Origin of the sequence: Vibrio sp. WZ-1, from assembly GCF_052037695.1 — a bacterium.
Lineage (GTDB): Bacteria > Pseudomonadota > Gammaproteobacteria > Enterobacterales > Vibrionaceae > Vibrio.
In genome coordinates, this window is the sequence record NZ_JBQEQR010000085.1 from 161,045 (window position 1) to 177,022 (window position 15,978).

The window sequence follows — 15,978 nt, forward strand, 5'->3', positions numbered from 1 at the left end:
TAAGGCACACGCGCATCCTTTAGGCTGCGTGTGTTGCCTATCATCAATTTTTTAACTGTCACAGACTGAAAGAGTGAGTTTATGCTTAAATTCATCGCAAAAAGGATATTTGAGGCGATCCCAACAATGTTGGTTTTGATCACCGTATCTTTCTTTCTCATGCGTTTCGCACCGGGTAACCCATTCTCGAGCGAGCGTCCATTACCGCCAGAAGTTATGGCGAACATTGAAGCCAAATACGGCCTAGATAAGCCAGTATTTGAGCAATACACCACGTATTTGACTAACGTAATCCAAGGTGACTTTGGTCCTTCATTCAAATACTTAGATTACACAGTAAACGAGCTAATCTCGGTAGCACTCCCAGTATCGGCGAAGGTAGGCTTTATTGCCTTTATCTTCACGGTGATTCTGGGGGTAACGATCGGGACCATAGCCGCGCTCAAACAAAACTCGTGGCTTGATTACACCATTATGTCGACGGCGATGCTTGGGGTCGTAATGCCATCCTTCGTACTAGCGCCTGCTCTGATTTACTTGTTCTCACTCCACTGGAATTTATTCCCTGCGGGTGGTTGGCATGATGGATCATGGCAATACTTAGTGCTGCCAGTCATTGCTATGTCACTGCTTTATGTTGCCACGTTTGCTCGTATCACTCGTGGTTCTATGATCGAGACATTGAACAGTAACTTTATTCGTACTGCTCGTGCGAAAGGTCTAAGTTACCGTTACATCATCCTGAAACACGCATTAAAACCAGCGTTACTTCCAGTTGTGTCCTACATGGGACCAGCGTTTGTCGGCATTATTACCGGCTCGGTGGTTGTTGAGACCATCTTTGGTCTGCCTGGTATCGGTAAGCTGTTCGTAAACGCAGCCTTCAACCGTGACTACTCGCTAGTAATGGGTGTAACCATTCTGATTGGTTTCCTATTCATTTTGTTCAACGCTATCGTTGATATTCTGCTAGCAATGATTGACCCGAAAATTCGCTACTAACAGGGAAGTATGGTTATGTTAACGAAAAAAGATAATCTTCAAGCGGTCGAGAAATTTGCAGAGAACCTGGAAGTTGAAGGCCGTAGTTTGTGGCAAGACGCCCGCATCCGCTTTATGCGTAACAAAGCGGCGATGGTGAGCTTGTTCATTCTTACATTGATGACCCTTGCGGTGATCTTCTTGCCTATGATGGCACCTTACGCATTCGATGATACTGATTGGTATGCGATGCACGTTGGCCCTAGTGCTGAGCACTGGTTCGGTACTGACAGCTTAGGTCGTGACCTTTACGTGCGCACGCTAATTGGTGGTCGTATCTCTCTGATGGTGGGTGTTCTAGGTGCATTGGTTGCGGTTGTGATTGGTACGCTTTACGGTGCGGCTTCTGGCTTCATCGGCGGTAAAGTTGACCGTATCATGATGCGTATTCTTGAAATCCTATACGCGGTTCCGTTCATGTTCCTAGTGATCGTACTGGTAACATTCTTCGGTCGTAACATCGTTCTTATCTTCGTCGCTATCGGTGCGATTGCATGGCTGGATATGGCTCGTATCGTACGTGGTCAAACGCTAAGCCTACGCAGCAAAGAGTTCATTGAAGCGGCACACGTTTGTGGTGTGAGCAATTGGAAGATTATCACTCGCCATATCGTGCCAAACGTACTGGGTATCGTAGCGGTTTACTCAACGCTGCTTATCCCAAGCATGATTCTGACTGAATCATTCCTTTCATTCCTTGGTCTTGGTGTACAGGAACCAATGACAAGTTGGGGCGCACTTCTACAAGAAGGTTCGCAAACAATGGAAGTGGCAATCTGGCAGCTGGCGTTCCCAGCAGCATTCATGGTTGTGACTCTATTCTGCTTCAACTACGTTGGTGACGGTCTGCGCGATGCGCTGGATCCAAAAGACAGATAATTAAAAATAGAAAGAATAAAGGAAGCAATGATGAGTTTATTAGATGTCAAAGATCTGCGCGTCGAATTTACCACGCAAGATGGTATCGTAACCGCAGTAAACGATTTGAACTTCTCTCTGAATCAAGGTGAAACCCTAGGTATCGTAGGTGAGTCTGGTTCAGGTAAGTCACAAACTGTATTCGCTATCATGGGTTTGCTAGCGAAAAACGGTATTATTTCTGGTAGTGCGAAGTTCGAAGGTAATGAGATTCTTAACCTTCCAGAAAAAGAACTGAACAAGGTTCGTGCGGAACAGATCGCGATGATCTTCCAAGACCCAATGACCTCTCTTAACCCATACATGAAAGTTAGTGATCAGCTGATGGAAGTACTGATGCTGCACAAAGGTATGGGTAAAGCAGAAGCGTTCGAAGAGTCGGTTCGCATGCTTGAAGCAGTTAAAATCCCAGAAGCTCGTAAGCGTATCACCATGTACCCACACGAGTTCTCAGGCGGTATGCGTCAGCGTGTAATGATCGCAATGGCACTACTGTGTCGTCCAAAACTGCTTATTGCGGATGAGCCGACTACGGCATTGGACGTTACGGTTCAAGCGCAGATCATGGACCTGCTTAACGAACTGAAATCTGAGTTCAACACTGCAATCATCATGATCACGCACGACCTTGGTGTCGTAGCGGGTTCTTGTGACAAAGTACTGGTTATGTACGCGGGTCGTACCATGGAGTACGGCACGGTGAACGAAATCTTCTACAACCCAAGCCACCCTTATGCGGAAGGTCTATTGAAGGCAATTCCTCGTCTTGATACTGAAGGCGAGATTCTGCCAACGATCCCAGGCAACCCGCCAAACTTGCTTCGTCTACCACCTGGCTGTCCTTACCAAGATCGCTGCCACCGTGTGATGGATCGTTGTAAGCGTGAAGCACCAATTTTGACGCCGTTTGGTGATGGCCGTCAGCGTGCATGTTTTTCTGAATGGGAGGCTTGGAACAAATGAGTACAGATAAAAAGCTAATTCTGGATGTATCTGATCTGAAAGTTCACTTCAGCATTGCATCAAAATCTGCATGGCCTTGGTCAAAACCTTCAAGCCTAAAAGCAGTAGACGGCGTAAACGTTCGTCTATATGAAGGTGAGACTCTTGGTGTGGTAGGTGAGTCTGGTTGTGGTAAATCGACGTTTGCTCGCGCGATCATTGGTTTGGTTGAAGCAACGGACGGCGAAGTAGTTTGGTTAGGCCAAGACCTAACGAAGATGAAAGAAGTACAACGCCGTGAAACGCGCAAAGAAATCCAAATGATTTTCCAAGATCCTTTGGCTTCTTTGAACCCGCGTATGACTGTCGGCGACATCATCGCTGAGCCGCTAGAGACGTTCTACCCAGAACTGACTAAGCAAGAAGTGAAAGACCGCGTTAAAGAGATGATGGCGAAGGTAGGTCTACTGCCAAACGTGATCAACCGTTACCCACATGAGTTCTCTGGTGGCCAGTGTCAGCGTATTGGTATCGCGCGTGCACTTATCCTAAAGCCTAAGATGATCATCTGTGACGAACCGGTATCGGCTCTGGACGTATCGATTCAGGCTCAGGTGGTTAACCTACTGAAAGAGCTGCAAAAAGAGCTTGGTCTTTCATTGGTATTCATCGCGCACGATTTATCAGTTGTGAAGCACATCTCTGACCGCGTACTGGTTATGTACCTTGGTAACGCGGTTGAACTGGGTGAAGCTGAAGCTCTGTTTGCGGATCCAAAACACCCATACACACGTGCATTGATGTCGGCAGTTCCGATCCCAGATCCTGAATTAGAGCGCAACAAAACCATTCAGATGCTGGAGGGTGATCTACCATCGCCAATCAGTCCGCCATCAGGTTGTGTGTTCCGTACCCGTTGCCCACAAGCAACAGAAGAGTGTGCGAAGACTAAGCCACATATCGAAGGTTCTGACGTTCACGCAGTATCTTGTTTGCATGTAAGTGTGTAATTAAATTCGGCCTGTGACGGGCTTAAGCGCGGCGCCTTTTATAGGGTCGCGCTTTTTTTATGCCTGCAATTTTTCTTCATGTTCCATCGACTGACGCTATTCTAGATTTGGAACATTCTAAATTCTTGAACAAGTTGTACTAAGTGACCGGATTCTAAGCTGAGCGAGAATCGCTAATATAGTAGAAAACAAAGAATGAGGAGAGCAGTCATGGGTAAGTTAGTTGAAGGCGTTTGGCACGACGTATGGTACGAAACGAAATCAAGCGGTGGTAAGTTCGTTCGTGAAGATGCAGGCTTTCGCAACTGGATAAAAAACAAGCCCGATGTGACGTTTCAGCCAGAGTCGGGTCGCTACCATCTGTATGTTTCACTTGCTTGTCCTTGGGCGCATCGTACACTGATCTTCCGTCAACTTAAAGGTCTGGAAAAGCACATTGACGTCACCGTTGTGTGTCCAGATATGCTAAGTGAAGGCTGGCAGATGGGGTTACCAGAACCATTATTCGGCCACACCCGAATGCACCAACTCTATACTCAAGCTAAATCCGATTATACAGGCCGCGTTACTGTTCCAGTTTTGTGGGATAAAAAGACCAATACCATCGTGTCCAATGAGTCTTCTGAAATCATCCGTATGTTTAACTCCGAGTTCAATGAATTAACGGGTAACCAAGATGATTATTACCCAGAGCAACTTCAAAGCGTGATTGATGAATGGAACGACTACATCTATCCAAACGTGAATAACGGTGTGTACCGCTGCGGATTTGCGACAACGCAAGAAGCTTACGAAGAGGCATTTGATTCATTGTTTGCTGCACTGGATAAAATTGATGCACACCTTGCGACGCATCGTTATCTAGCAGGCAATAAAATCACCGAAGCCGACTGGCGATTGTTTACCACTTTGGTGCGTTTTGACGCCGTGTATGTAGGCCACTTTAAGTGTAATAAACAGCGCATTGCTGACTATCCAAACATTCAGGGTTACTTGAAAGAGCTATATCAAGTAGAAGGCGTGGCAGAAACTACCGACTTCTATCATATTAAGCGTCACTACTATTTCAGCCATACTGGTATCAACCCTACGCAAGTAGTGCCGAAAGGCCCTGAGTTAGATTTGGATTCACCTCATGGTCGAGACTTAATTTAAGTTTAAGCTCTCCGGAACAAACGCCATTTAATCTGGCGTTTTTCTTTTTTCTCAATTTCCTCCCAACATCACAACTAATTCCCAGAAATCACATAAACTGATGATATAACGCGCGATTTTTTACTGAGGTGGGGAATGGATATCAATGAGTTTGTCAGTGGCGAGCATTTGATTTGGAATCTATTTATTGCTCTGCTTTTAGGCGCGATAGTAGGAACACAGCGCGGCTGGGTGATGCGCAATAGTGTCGAAGGTAGCCGTGTGGCAGGTATTCGAACCTTTTCCTTAGTTGGATTACTTGGTGGTTTGGTTGGGATTCTTGCCAATATCTATACCCCTTTACTGATTGGCTTTGCTCTAATCGCACTGGTTATCCTTGCTTGTATCGCATTTGTCATTCAACAACGAAAGAGTGAGGACATTAGCATCACAGGTGTGGTTAGCTTAGTGATTACTTTTGTTCTTGGCTGTTTGACCGTTTCTGGCGAACCTGTTTTGGCAGCTGCAGCAGCGGTCATTACCGCGGTTGTACTCGATAATAAGAAAGAGCTTCACCATGCCCTGCAAAGGCTGCAAGAGTATGAGCTTGACGCAGCTTTACGTCTGCTACTCATTTCCATCGTTTTATTACCACTTCTTCCGAATCAAGCTTATGGTCCTTGGAATGCGCTCAACCCTTATGAAATCTGGTGGATGGTCGTACTAATTGCCAGTATTTCATTTGTGGGTTACTTCGCGATTAAGATTGGTGGCGCGAAGCGGGGCATTTTGTTTACGTCTGTCTTTGCTGGGTTAAGTTCTTCTACCGCACTTACGCTACAGTTTTCTCACCTCTCTCGTGAGCAAGCCAATATAAGCCCTTTGCTTGCCAGTGGCATACTACTGAGTTGTGGGACTATGTTCCCTCGTTTGTTAATCGTCCTCTCGGTGATTAACCCGCAATTAGTCGCTTTATTGTGGCCAATAGTGCTCATCATGATGGTCGCTCTTTATCTGCCTGCTTGGTGGATATGGCGTCGGAGCGAGATCGGGAAAGTGGAGCAATCTAATAAACAGCGTAACCCTTTAGCACTTCAATCGGCACTGTTCTTTGGCGTAGTGTTGGCAGCCATTATGCTGTTGTCCCATGCGCTGTCAGACTGGTTTGGTAATGCCGGGGTATTGATATTATCTGCGCTTTCAGGCATCACCGATGTCGATGCTATCTCGTTGGCTCTTGGACGACAAAGTACCCAAACCTTGAGTGTGACGACTGCCGCACTTGGTATTTTGATTGCTGCGTCTGTAAATACCATCGTTAAGATGGGGATGGTTGTTGCGATAGGGGATAAAGCGCTGTGGGCAAAAGTGGCACCGGTAATGATTGGCTGCGTGCTTTCTGGGGCAGCTTTGTTTTTGGTGATTTATTGATTGATCAAACCAAAAGGCAAAAAAAAACCTCGCCGAGGCGAGGTTTTGTTATCTTGCAAGAAGCGCAGTTATTAGTTAACTGCTTTCTCTTTTGCTTGGTCAGCTTGATCTGCCTGAATCGCAGTTAGAGCAACTGTGTACACGATATCGTCTACTAGTGCACCGCGAGATAGATCGTTTACAGGCTTGCGCATACCTTGCAGCATTGGACCGATAGATACTAGGTCTGCTGAACGTTGTACCGCTTTGTAAGTCGTGTTACCAGTGTTTAGGTCTGGGAATACGAATACTGTCGCTTTACCTGCTACTGGAGAGTTAGGCGCTTTAGACGCTGCCACGTTTTCCATGATCGCTGCGTCGTACTGTAGAGGACCGTCGATCACTAGATCTGGACGTTTCTCTTGAGCAATCTTAGTTGCTTCACGTACTTTATCTACGTCTGCACCCTTACCAGATTCACCAGTAGAGTAAGAGATCATAGCAACGCGAGGGTCGATACCGAATGCTGCTGCAGAATCAGCAGATTGGATAGCGATTTCAGCAAGCTGTTCAGCTGTTGGATCTGGGTTGATCGCACAGTCACCGTAAACCAATACTTGGTCAGGTAGCAGCATGAAGAATACAGAAGATACGATAGACGCATCAGGTGCAGTCTTGATGATTTGGAACGGAGGAACGATAGTGTTTGCTGTGGTGTGAACCGCACCAGAAACTAGACCGTCTACTTCGTCGTTCTCAAGCATCATTGTGCCAAGGAATACTGAATCTTGTAGTTTCTCACGAGCAACAACTTCAGTCATGCCTTTCGCGCCACGTAGTTCAACTAGACGAGCAACGTAGTTTTCACGAACTTCATCAGAGTTGATGATAGTTACGCCAGCACCTAGTGTTACGCCTTGCTGTTCAGCAACGCGACGGATTTCGTCTGGGTTACCTAGAAGCACACATTCTGCAATGCCGCGCTCAGCACAGATAGCCGCAGCTTTAACTGTACGTGGCTCGTCACCTTCAGGAAGAACGATACGCTTGCCAGCTTTACGAGCGAACTCAGTTAGCTGGTAACGGAATGCTGGTGGGCTTAGACGACGAGACTTTTGAGTACCTTCAGTCATAGACTCGATCCAGTTACCGTCGATGTGACCAGCAACGTGCTCGTTGATGAACTCGATACGCTCTTTATCGTCTGCAGGAACTTCGATAGAGAAGCTCTGTAGGTTCAGAGAAGTTTGCCAAGTGTTGCCTTGTGCTTTGAAGATCGGTAGACCAGTTTCGAATGCTGGCTTACATAGACCCACGATTTCTTCTGGGATGTCGTAACCGCCAGTTAGAAGTACTGCACCGATATCAACGCCGTTCATTGCTGCAAGTGCAGCTGCAACGATAACGTCTGGACGGTCTGCAGAAGTCACAAGTAGAGAGCCTGGTTTGAAGTGCTCAATCATGTTTGGCAGAGAACGTGCACAGAAAGTGATGCTCTTAATACGACGAGTGTTGATGTCACCAGCGTTGATGATGTCAGCGTTTAGGTGCTGAGCCATATCAACTGCGCGAGTAGCGATCAGATCGATACTCCATGGCACGCAACCTAGTACACGAATTGGAGAAGTGTTGAAGATTTCCATCACTTTCATTTCGTTTTGCTTCGCGCTGTCTGCATCATCAAAGATTTCAGATAGGTCAGGGCGAGTACGGCCAGCTTCGTCAACAGGTGCATTTAGCTTGTTGATGATTACGCCAGAGATGTTCTTGTTCTTAGTACCACCGAAGTTAGAACATGCTACTTCAATGCGCTCTTTAAGTTGAGCTGGGTTATCTGTACCAGGAGTTGCAACAAGAACGATTTCCGCACCTAGTGTTGCTGCGATTTCCGCGTTCACTTGGTTAGCGAATGGGTGCTTACGAGTTGGTACTAGACCTTCGATAAGTGTTACGTCTGCATCTTTGTTGATTTGGTTGTAACGCTCAACAACAGTTTCTAGCAGTTCGTCCATGTTGTCGTTACCGATTAGGCTTTCAGCAACAGACATCGCTACAGGTTGACCAATCTTCATATCGCTGTTGTAGCCAACGATAGTTGAAGTTAGATCTGGTTGATCACCGCCAGAACGTGGCTGTGAAATTGGTTTGTAGAAAGAAACTTTAACGCCTTTGCGCTCCATTGCGCGAAGAACACCCATGCTTACGCTAGTTAGACCAACACCAGCACTTGCAGGGATAAGCATAATAGTACGAGACATTCGTAGAGTACCTTTAGCTATTGGGGGGATAAAAGCTCAACTCTTATTCCATGAAGATTCAGAGAATAGGAGTTAAGCCCCTAATAAATTCTTTGGAAGAAAAACTGGCTAGCCGATTGGCTAGCCAGTTTAATCATTAAAGACCTGCTAGACGTGCAGTGTCTTCAGCGATAACTAGCTCTTCGTTAGTAGAGATAACCATTGCTGGGATACGGCTGTTTGCAGTAGTGATAGTACCTTCACCACCGAAACGTGCTTTAAGGTTTGCTTCGCTGTCTACTTCGATGCCGAAGATAGCTAGACGGTTAAGAACCATTTCACGGATAGGGCCAGAGTTCTCGCCGATACCGCCAGTGAAAGTGATTGCGTCTAGACGGCCTTCCATTGAAGCAGTGTAACCCGCTACGTATTTAGCTAGACGGTGACAGAACACGTCCATTGCGCGAGTTGCTTCTTCTTTCTCACCGTAGTTGTCTTCAACGAAACGACAGTCAGAAGTCACTTCAGTTAGACCAGCAAGACCAGACTCTTTAGTTAGCATGTTGTTGATTTCTTCAACAGAGTAACCTAGAGCGTCGTGTAGGTGGAATACGATAGCTGGGTCGATGTCACCACAACGAGTTCCCATTACTAGACCTTCAAGAGGAGTTAGACCCATAGAAGTGTCTACAGATTTACCGTTCTTGATTGCACACACAGAAGCACCGTTACCTAGGTGACAGTTGATGATGTTTACTTCTTCAACTGGCTTGTTTAGTAGGTTTGCAACTTCACGAGTGATGAATAGGTGTGAAGTACCGTGCATGCCGTAACGACGGATGCCGTGCTCTTTGTATAGTTTGTATGGAAGAGCGTATAGGAAAGACTCTTCAGGCATAGTTTGGTGGAACGCAGTGTCAAATACAGCAACGTTTTTAAGCTCTGGGAAGTTTACTTTAGCAGCTTCGATACCGATTAGGTGTGCTGGGTTGTGAAGAGGTGCGAAAGTTGCAGCGTCTTGAATACCCTTTAGAACTTCATCAGTGATCAGTGCAGATTGAGTGAACTGCTCACCACCGTGTACGATACGGTGACCGATAGCGCCTAGGTTAGCTTTAAGCTCTGGCTTAGAAGCAAGAATAGTTTCTACCATGAATGATAGTGCTTCTACGTGAGCTGCGCCTGCACCAAGTTGAGCTTCGTGCTTGCCGTCAAGTTTCCATTTCATACGAGCTTCTGGAAGACCAAGACACTCTGCAAGACCTGTTAGGTGCTCTGCACCTGTTTCTGCATCAACAACAGCAAATTTAAGAGAAGAACTACCACAGTTTAAAACTAAAACTAGCTTAGACATGTATGACTACCTGTTTATTCGTCTGACAAAAAAATCAGTTAAGGATGAAAATCAATCACAAGAATAGACGATACCAGCAAGGCTGCGCACTAATCTTGGTCAAAAATTGTTCTAATTCCATATAAAAGAATAGTGATGAACCCATCCATCACTATGATGCGATCCGTGCAGATAGGAATCTCGGAGTTGCTTAAATTGTAAATAACGGCAACAATGAGATTGAGGGTCTGCAAAGGATAGCGATAATAGGCAATGATAACAAAAAAATTTTGAAAGAATATTAACTTTCATCAATTTTTTGCGCCTTCAGTTGAAATGTTCAACTATTTTTTAGTGAGAGAGCGGTATGAGCAAACAAGTCGGATTGATCCATAGCCTGAAAGACGGTCAACGCTACATGGAGATCTGGCCGGTTCGTAAAGAGCTGAACGCCATTTTTCCCGAACAACGCATTATCAAAGCAACGCGCTTCGGCATAAAAGTGATGCCTGCAGTTGCGGCGATCAGTGTGCTCACTCAAATGGCTTTTAATAACTACAACGCATTACCGCAAGCCATTGTGGTTGCATTGTTTGCCATCAGTATGCCTTTGCAAGGTATGTGGTGGTTGGGCAGCCGTTCGAATACTAAACTTCCTCCTGCGCTAGCTTCTTGGTATCGAGAGCTACACCAAAAAATTACGGAGACAGGTTTCGCATTAGAACCTGCAAAAGCACGCCCAAGATACAAAGAATTAGCGGTGATCCTAAACCGAGCATTTCGCCAACTAGACAAGACAGCACTGGAACGTTGGTTCTAAACATCAAGACAAACCATTATTACTGAGATGGAGTGTGCAATTGCCACTCCATTTTTTATGCCTCCTATATAGGTTGTCCCTCCTTTCTTTGCTTGCAATAGCCGCTCTCACATCGATTGCGAGATCACAAATGTTACTTTGTTGTTAAATCTTACTTTTCTTTACCGAGACTTAGCGTTAATAATGAAAAACAGATGAACAAAAAGTGCACAGTTTTAAACACAACATCCCATCTTCCTCATTATTTCTGTTCAGCATTCATTTTCGAAGAGGCTTTCAGTTCAAGGACGAAGAGACATCAAGGAGTCATGATGAAAACGAAACATTTATTAGCTACTGCCATTCTTACCGCGACCACGGTTTTTTCCTCTGCCAACGTGCTTGCTAACACTGCCACTGTTGCGGTTTCACAAATCGTAGAACACCCTGCACTCGATGCGACTCGTCAGGGCTTGATAGATGGCTTGAAAGCAAAAGGCTATGAGCAAGGGAAGAATTTGGAGTTTGACTACAAAACGGCACAAGGTAACCCAGCTATAGCGGTACAGATTGCACGTCAATATGTGGGTGAAAGCCCAGATGTGCTTGTGGGCATAGCAACACCATCAGCACAGGCTTTGGTTTCTGCTACTCGTTCTATTCCAGTTGTGTTTACTGCAGTAACGGATCCGGTGGGCGCTAAGTTAGTTAAATCCATGCATCAGCCGGGTAAAAACGTCACCGGTCTTTCTGATTTGTCTCCTGTGGCGCAGCACGTTGCACTGATTCAAGAAATTTTGCCGAAAGCTAAATCCATTGGCGTGGTCTACAACCCTGGTGAGGCGAATGCAGTGACACTGGTGCAGCTGTTAAAAGAGAGCGCGGAAGCAAATGGCCTTGAAGTGGTAGAAGCGACAGCACTGAAGAGCGCAGATGTACAATCTGCGACTCAAGCTATTGCAGCTAAGTCAGATGTGATTTATGCACCGACAGATAACACAGTAGCTAGCGCGATTGAAGGTATGATCGTCGCAGCGAATCAGGCAAAGAAACCCGTCTTTGGTGGGGCGACTTCTTATGTAGAAAAAGGAGCGATTGCCAGTTTAGGTTTTGATTACTATCAGGTTGGTGTTCAAACTGCTGACTATGTTGCTGCGATTTTGGAAGGGCAAGAGCCGGGCAAGTTAGATGTCAAAGTAGCAACAGGCTCTGATCTGGTTGTGAATGAAGGTGCGGCAACTAAGCTGGGTATTCAACTACCGAGCTCTGTTGTGAAACGAGCGACTAGCATTCAGTAATAGTCGTGTTCAGGTCGGTTTAACGTCGACCTGACTTGTGCAGAAAGGAGCAGTTATGTCTGCATTTGCTTTTTTTGGTGCCCTCGAGATAGGCCTTATCTACGGTTTAGTTGCCTTGGGCGTCTACCTTACGTTTCGAGTACTAGATTTCCCTGATTTAAGTGTTGATGGTAGCTTTCCTATGGGTGCTGCCGTTGCCGCAACCGCTATTGTGGCGGGTATCAATCCTTGGATTGCCACAGGAATGGCAGTCATTGCTGGTGGCATGACAGGGTGGGTGACCGCCTTTCTAGCGGTTCGTTGTGGCATTCTTCATCTACTCGCTTCCATTCTTACCATGATTGCGGCGTTTTCTATCAACATTCGCATCATGGGCAAGCCGAACATGGCGCTGCTTGGAGAAGACACTATTCTTACCCCTTTTGAATCGATCGGCGATGCTATGTACATCCGCCCTTTGATTGTCGGTGTGCTGGTATTACTTTCCGCGCTATTTGTCGTGCGTCTTCTTAACAGCGATTTCGGTTTAGGGTTAAGAGCGACAGGGGTAAACGCCCGAATGGTGGCAGCGCAAGGGGCGAGTACTGGCTTTTACACTTACTTTGGCTTAGCGCTCTCTAACGGATTTGTTGGTTTTGCTGGGGCGTTATTTGCTCAGACCAACAGCTTTGCCGATGTCACCTCTGGTGTGGGTACCATCGTAGTTGGTCTTGCGGCGGTTATTCTTGGACAAACCCTTATTCCAGGGCGGAAAATCTGGGTTGCAGTTTGTGCGGTGATTATTGGTTCGGTGCTTTATCGCCTAGCAGTCGCGTTTGCCCTGAGTTCGGGAATGTTTGGCCTACAAGCATCGGATCTAAATTTGGTTACAGCCGTACTCGTCGCGGTAGCTTTGATAGCGCCGAAATTGAAACAGAGAATGAAAGCCAAACAACGAGTGTCGAATGCAAAACAAGCGGCATCGAAAAATGGATCAGGAGAGGCACTATGATTGAACTCAATGATATTCAAGTGACCTTCAATCCCGGCACTATTTTGGAAAATAGAGCGTTAAAAGGGGTGTCTTTAGAAGTACCTGAGCATGAGTTCCTCACCGTGATTGGATCCAACGGCGCGGGTAAATCAACGCTACTTGGTGCGGTGACGGGCGAAACGCCAATGATTGGTGGGCAAGTGATCATAGGGGGGCAAGATGTAACGCGTAAGACGGTTGCACAACGCGCCACTCAATGTGCTCGCGTATTCCAAGACCCACTAGCTGGTACTTGTGGGGATTTGTCCATTGAAGAAAACATGGCGCTTGCTTACATGCGGGGTCAGCGTCGCGGGTGGGGGATGGCGCTCTCAGCGAAACGTCGCAAGCTGTTTCAAGAGCGCATCAGCATTCTGGGTTTAGGGCTTGAAGATCGCCTTGGTGACAGCATTGGGCTGCTTTCTGGTGGTCAGCGTCAAGCGGTTAGTCTAGTTATGGCAACACTATCAGACAGTAAGCTACTACTGCTTGATGAACATACGGCTGCGTTAGACCCTCGTATGGCGGCTTTTGTTATTGACCTGACTAAGCGCATTGTCACCGAGTTTAATCTTACGGTAATGATGGTGACACACTCGATGAAGGATGCTCTGGCCTGTGGTGACAGGACAGTAATGTTGCACCAAGGAGAAATTGTTCTTGATGTAGCGGGTGAGCAGCGAGCGAATATGCAAGTACCAGACTTATTGGAAATGTTTTCTAAAGTGCGTGGAGAGGAGTTGGCAGATGACAGCTTGTTGTTGAACTAGCTTAGAGTGTTTGTCGACTACGCCTACCAAATGTGATCCTCCTTGAGAAAATAACCCGTACGGTATTTTTAAAAGGAGGATTTTTAGATGGGTGCTCTTTATTAAAATAGTGGAATATTCCAATACTAAGAGCGCTTACCATGACCCTTCCATTTATCTTCCATAGCCAGACTGAAGATGGCCTTGTTCTTGATGGTGAACGGCTTACCGTCATTTTGAAAACCGAAAACATCGAGTTTGATAGCGTGCACGTGCGCTGTGAACCAGACAACGAAGAATACCTCATAGAGATGACGCCTAGTGGTAATGCTGGTGAGCTTCAGTTGTGGAAAGCACAATTTGCAGCGAACCGAGACCGTGACGTCACCCATTATGTGTTCAAGCTGATCAAAGGCAACCACCAGCTTTGGCTTGATGGCAGAGGCGTGCATAAGCGTATGCCGCCGAAAGAGTTCCACTTTAAGTTGAACACGCAGTCTCAACCTCCTCGCTGGGTGCAAGAACAGGTCTTCTACCAGATATTTCCTGATCGCTTTGCGGCTAGCCAAGATGAGCAATCGATTCGAAATGCTTACGCTCAATACGACCCAGAAATTTTAGTAAAACCTTGGGGAGAGGCGGTTGGAACTCACCAAAATACGGGTGCAAGAGAGTTTTTCGGCGGCGATTTAAAAGGTGTTGAACAGAAGCTTGATTACTTGGATGAGTTGGGTGTGACAGCGTTGTATTTCAACCCAATTTTTACTGCACCAAGTAATCATAAATATGACACTACGGATTATTTCACGATCGACCCAATGTTTGGAAGCAATGAACGGTTTGCAGATTTGTGTGAACGAATTCATGGCAAGCAAATGAAGGTAGTTTTGGATGCGGTATTTAATCACACCTCAGTGGAGCACCCTTGGTTCGATATAAAACAAGAAGGTCTTGGGGCGTATGGAAACCCAAATTCAGATTTTCGTGACTATTACTTCTTCGAGGGAGAAACCAATAATTACATTGGCTGGAAAGGTATTGCTAGCCTACCCGTTCTGAACTTTGAAAATGAGCAGGTGCGCGATTACATCTATCAAAGTGAAGAGGCCGTAATCAAATATTGGCTCAAACCACCATATTCTGTTGATGGTTGGCGTTTTGATGTCATTCATATGTTGGGTGAAGGCGATGGTGCAAAAAACAACGCGCACTATGTGGAAGCTTTCCGTCAAGCAACCAAATCAACCAACCCTAATGCGTATGTGTTAGGTGAACACTTCTTTGAGGCGACGCAATGGCTGCAAGGCGGCCAAGAGGATGGAGCGATGAACTACTATGGTTTTGCCCATCCAGTGCGAGCATTTGTAGCTAAAAAAGATATTGCTTATGACCCGATCATGATTGGTGGACTGGATTTTAAAGAATGGTTAGATGAAGCAAGAGCAAAAATTCCTTGGCACAACCAACTATCCCAACTGAATCAGTTGGACAGCCACGATACTGCGCGCTTTCTTTCTCTGATTAAAGGGGACAACAAACGGATGGAATTAGCATTAATCATGCTGATGACGTACGTAGGAGTACCATGTGTTTATTATGGCAGTGAAGTTGGCCTAGAAGGCGGTTTGGATCCAGATAACAGACGTTGTTTCCCTTGGGGAGAGGTTGCAAAATCGAAATGGTTGCCAATCTATAAGCGTTGGATTGCCATACGTAGGAACTACCCATGTTTACAATCAGGTAGTCTTCAGTGGTTATATGCGTCTGATGATGTATTGGTCTTTGCAAGACAGCTGGGGAGTGAAGCTGTAATTGTTGCATTGAATTTTAGTGAAGATGTGCAATTGATTGATATTCCGTTATGGAAACTTGGCTTAAATGCTAAACACTTGCTTCAACTTTGCGAAACTGGCGATAAAGTTGATTATAGGCGTCATTTTTCTGTCAAGATCACACCTTTGACGTCTAGTTTATGGCAAGTGAAGTGACACTTAGCACCTAATTTATTAAAATTTATGAATACTTAAATTAAAAACTATAAACAGCCCCTGAATGGCTTAAGCTATTCAGGGTAAATAATAATCAGTCGTGGTAT

The 15,978-nt window shown here is 45.9% G+C and carries 13 protein-coding genes; 11 read left to right on the plus strand and 2 right to left on the minus strand.

Annotated elements, in window-relative coordinates; genetic code table 11:
* Positions 1 to 81: 81 nt before the first annotated feature.
* The 6 genes from oppB to ACTS60_RS21500 all read left to right on the plus strand — a co-directional run bounded on the left by oppB (position 82) and on the right by ACTS60_RS21500 (position 6,476).
* Positions 82 to 1,002 carry an oligopeptide ABC transporter permease OppB gene (oppB, locus tag ACTS60_RS21475; RefSeq protein WP_010449365.1) on the plus strand — a complete coding sequence of 307 codons (921 nt, stop codon included), beginning with the start codon at positions 82 to 84 and terminating at the stop codon, positions 1,000 to 1,002.
* 15 nt (positions 1,003 to 1,017) lie between these two features.
* A complete protein-coding gene (oppC, locus tag ACTS60_RS21480) occupies positions 1,018 to 1,920 on the plus strand; it encodes an oligopeptide ABC transporter permease OppC (RefSeq protein WP_440889910.1) in 903 nt (300 codons plus the stop codon).
* A gap of 30 nt (positions 1,921 to 1,950) precedes the next feature.
* Positions 1,951 to 2,922, plus strand: a complete 972-nt coding sequence (locus tag ACTS60_RS21485) for an ABC transporter ATP-binding protein (protein WP_221069725.1) — start codon at positions 1,951 to 1,953, stop codon at positions 2,920 to 2,922.
* Entirely contained in the window at positions 2,919 to 3,911 is a 993-nt protein-coding gene (gene oppF / locus ACTS60_RS21490; RefSeq protein ID WP_440889911.1) for a murein tripeptide/oligopeptide ABC transporter ATP binding protein OppF, read from the plus strand. The genes ACTS60_RS21485 and oppF overlap by 4 nt, the downstream gene beginning before the upstream one ends.
* Before the next feature lie 210 nt (positions 3,912 to 4,121).
* Entirely contained in the window at positions 4,122 to 5,066 is a 945-nt protein-coding gene (locus ACTS60_RS21495) for a glutathione S-transferase family protein (protein ID WP_440889912.1), read from the plus strand.
* 135 nt (positions 5,067 to 5,201) lie between these two features.
* Positions 5,202 to 6,476: an MgtC/SapB family protein gene (locus ACTS60_RS21500; RefSeq protein ID WP_440889913.1), complete on the plus strand. Its 1,275-nt coding sequence runs from the start codon at positions 5,202 to 5,204 to the stop codon at positions 6,474 to 6,476.
* Positions 6,477 to 6,547: 71 nt separating this feature from the next.
* Here ACTS60_RS21500 and pta read toward each other — a convergent pair whose 3' ends face one another.
* Both pta and ACTS60_RS21510 read right to left on the minus strand, forming a co-directional pair.
* Positions 6,548 to 8,713 carry a phosphate acetyltransferase gene (gene pta / locus ACTS60_RS21505; RefSeq protein WP_143692736.1) on the minus strand — a complete coding sequence of 722 codons (2,166 nt, stop codon included), beginning with the start codon at positions 8,711 to 8,713 and terminating at the stop codon, positions 6,548 to 6,550.
* 136 nt (positions 8,714 to 8,849) lie between these two features.
* The gene (locus ACTS60_RS21510) at positions 8,850 to 10,046 is read right to left on the minus strand and encodes an acetate kinase (RefSeq protein ID WP_440889914.1); all 1,197 of its coding nucleotides are present in this window, start codon (positions 10,044 to 10,046) and stop codon (positions 8,850 to 8,852) included.
* 346 nt (positions 10,047 to 10,392) lie between these two features.
* Here ACTS60_RS21510 and yfbV point away from each other — a divergent pair, with 346 nt between their 5' ends.
* The 5 genes from yfbV (at position 10,393) to malZ (ending at position 15,871) form a co-directional block, all read left to right on the plus strand.
* Positions 10,393 to 10,845, plus strand: a complete 453-nt coding sequence (gene yfbV, locus ACTS60_RS21515) for a terminus macrodomain insulation protein YfbV (protein WP_440889915.1) — start codon at positions 10,393 to 10,395, stop codon at positions 10,843 to 10,845.
* 311 nt (positions 10,846 to 11,156) lie between these two features.
* Positions 11,157 to 12,122 (plus strand): ABC transporter substrate-binding protein, encoded by a 966-nt coding sequence (locus ACTS60_RS21520; protein WP_010449354.1) that lies wholly within the window; start codon positions 11,157 to 11,159, stop codon positions 12,120 to 12,122.
* A gap of 55 nt (positions 12,123 to 12,177) precedes the next feature.
* Positions 12,178 to 13,113, plus strand: coding sequence for an ABC transporter permease (locus ACTS60_RS21525; RefSeq protein WP_071234653.1), 936 nt, complete (start codon positions 12,178 to 12,180; stop codon positions 13,111 to 13,113).
* On the plus strand, positions 13,110 to 13,904 hold the full coding sequence (locus ACTS60_RS21530) for an ABC transporter ATP-binding protein (protein WP_182026198.1): 795 nt from the start codon (positions 13,110 to 13,112) through the stop codon (positions 13,902 to 13,904). The genes ACTS60_RS21525 and ACTS60_RS21530 overlap by 4 nt, the downstream gene beginning before the upstream one ends.
* 140 nt (positions 13,905 to 14,044) lie before the next feature.
* Entirely contained in the window at positions 14,045 to 15,871 is a 1,827-nt protein-coding gene (gene malZ, locus ACTS60_RS21535; protein ID WP_440889916.1) for a maltodextrin glucosidase, read from the plus strand.
* The last annotated feature ends 107 nt before the right edge of the window (positions 15,872 to 15,978 follow it).

What these genes read in the sequence shown, in the direction of transcription:
- oppB (WP_010449365.1), top strand. Translation starts at nt 82, where the DNA reads ATGCTTAAATTCATCGCAAAAAGGATATTTGAGGCGATCCCAACAATG.
- oppC (WP_440889910.1), top strand. Translation starts at nt 1,018, where the DNA reads ATGTTAACGAAAAAAGATAATCTTCAAGCGGTCGAGAAATTTGCAGAG.
- ACTS60_RS21485 (WP_221069725.1), top strand. Translation starts at nt 1,951, where the DNA reads ATGAGTTTATTAGATGTCAAAGATCTGCGCGTCGAATTTACCACGCAA.
- oppF (WP_440889911.1), top strand. Translation starts at nt 2,919, where the DNA reads ATGAGTACAGATAAAAAGCTAATTCTGGATGTATCTGATCTGAAAGTT.
- ACTS60_RS21495 (WP_440889912.1), top strand. Translation starts at nt 4,122, where the DNA reads ATGGGTAAGTTAGTTGAAGGCGTTTGGCACGACGTATGGTACGAAACG.
- ACTS60_RS21500 (WP_440889913.1), top strand. Translation starts at nt 5,202, where the DNA reads ATGGATATCAATGAGTTTGTCAGTGGCGAGCATTTGATTTGGAATCTA.
- pta (WP_143692736.1), bottom strand. Translation starts at nt 8,713, where the DNA reads ATGTCTCGTACTATTATGCTTATCCCTGCAAGTGCTGGTGTTGGTCTA.
- ACTS60_RS21510 (WP_440889914.1), bottom strand. Translation starts at nt 10,046, where the DNA reads ATGTCTAAGCTAGTTTTAGTTTTAAACTGTGGTAGTTCTTCTCTTAAA.
- yfbV (WP_440889915.1), top strand. Translation starts at nt 10,393, where the DNA reads ATGAGCAAACAAGTCGGATTGATCCATAGCCTGAAAGACGGTCAACGC.
- ACTS60_RS21520 (WP_010449354.1), top strand. Translation starts at nt 11,157, where the DNA reads ATGAAAACGAAACATTTATTAGCTACTGCCATTCTTACCGCGACCACG.
- ACTS60_RS21525 (WP_071234653.1), top strand. Translation starts at nt 12,178, where the DNA reads ATGTCTGCATTTGCTTTTTTTGGTGCCCTCGAGATAGGCCTTATCTAC.
- ACTS60_RS21530 (WP_182026198.1), top strand. Translation starts at nt 13,110, where the DNA reads ATGATTGAACTCAATGATATTCAAGTGACCTTCAATCCCGGCACTATT.
- malZ (WP_440889916.1), top strand. Translation starts at nt 14,045, where the DNA reads ATGACCCTTCCATTTATCTTCCATAGCCAGACTGAAGATGGCCTTGTT.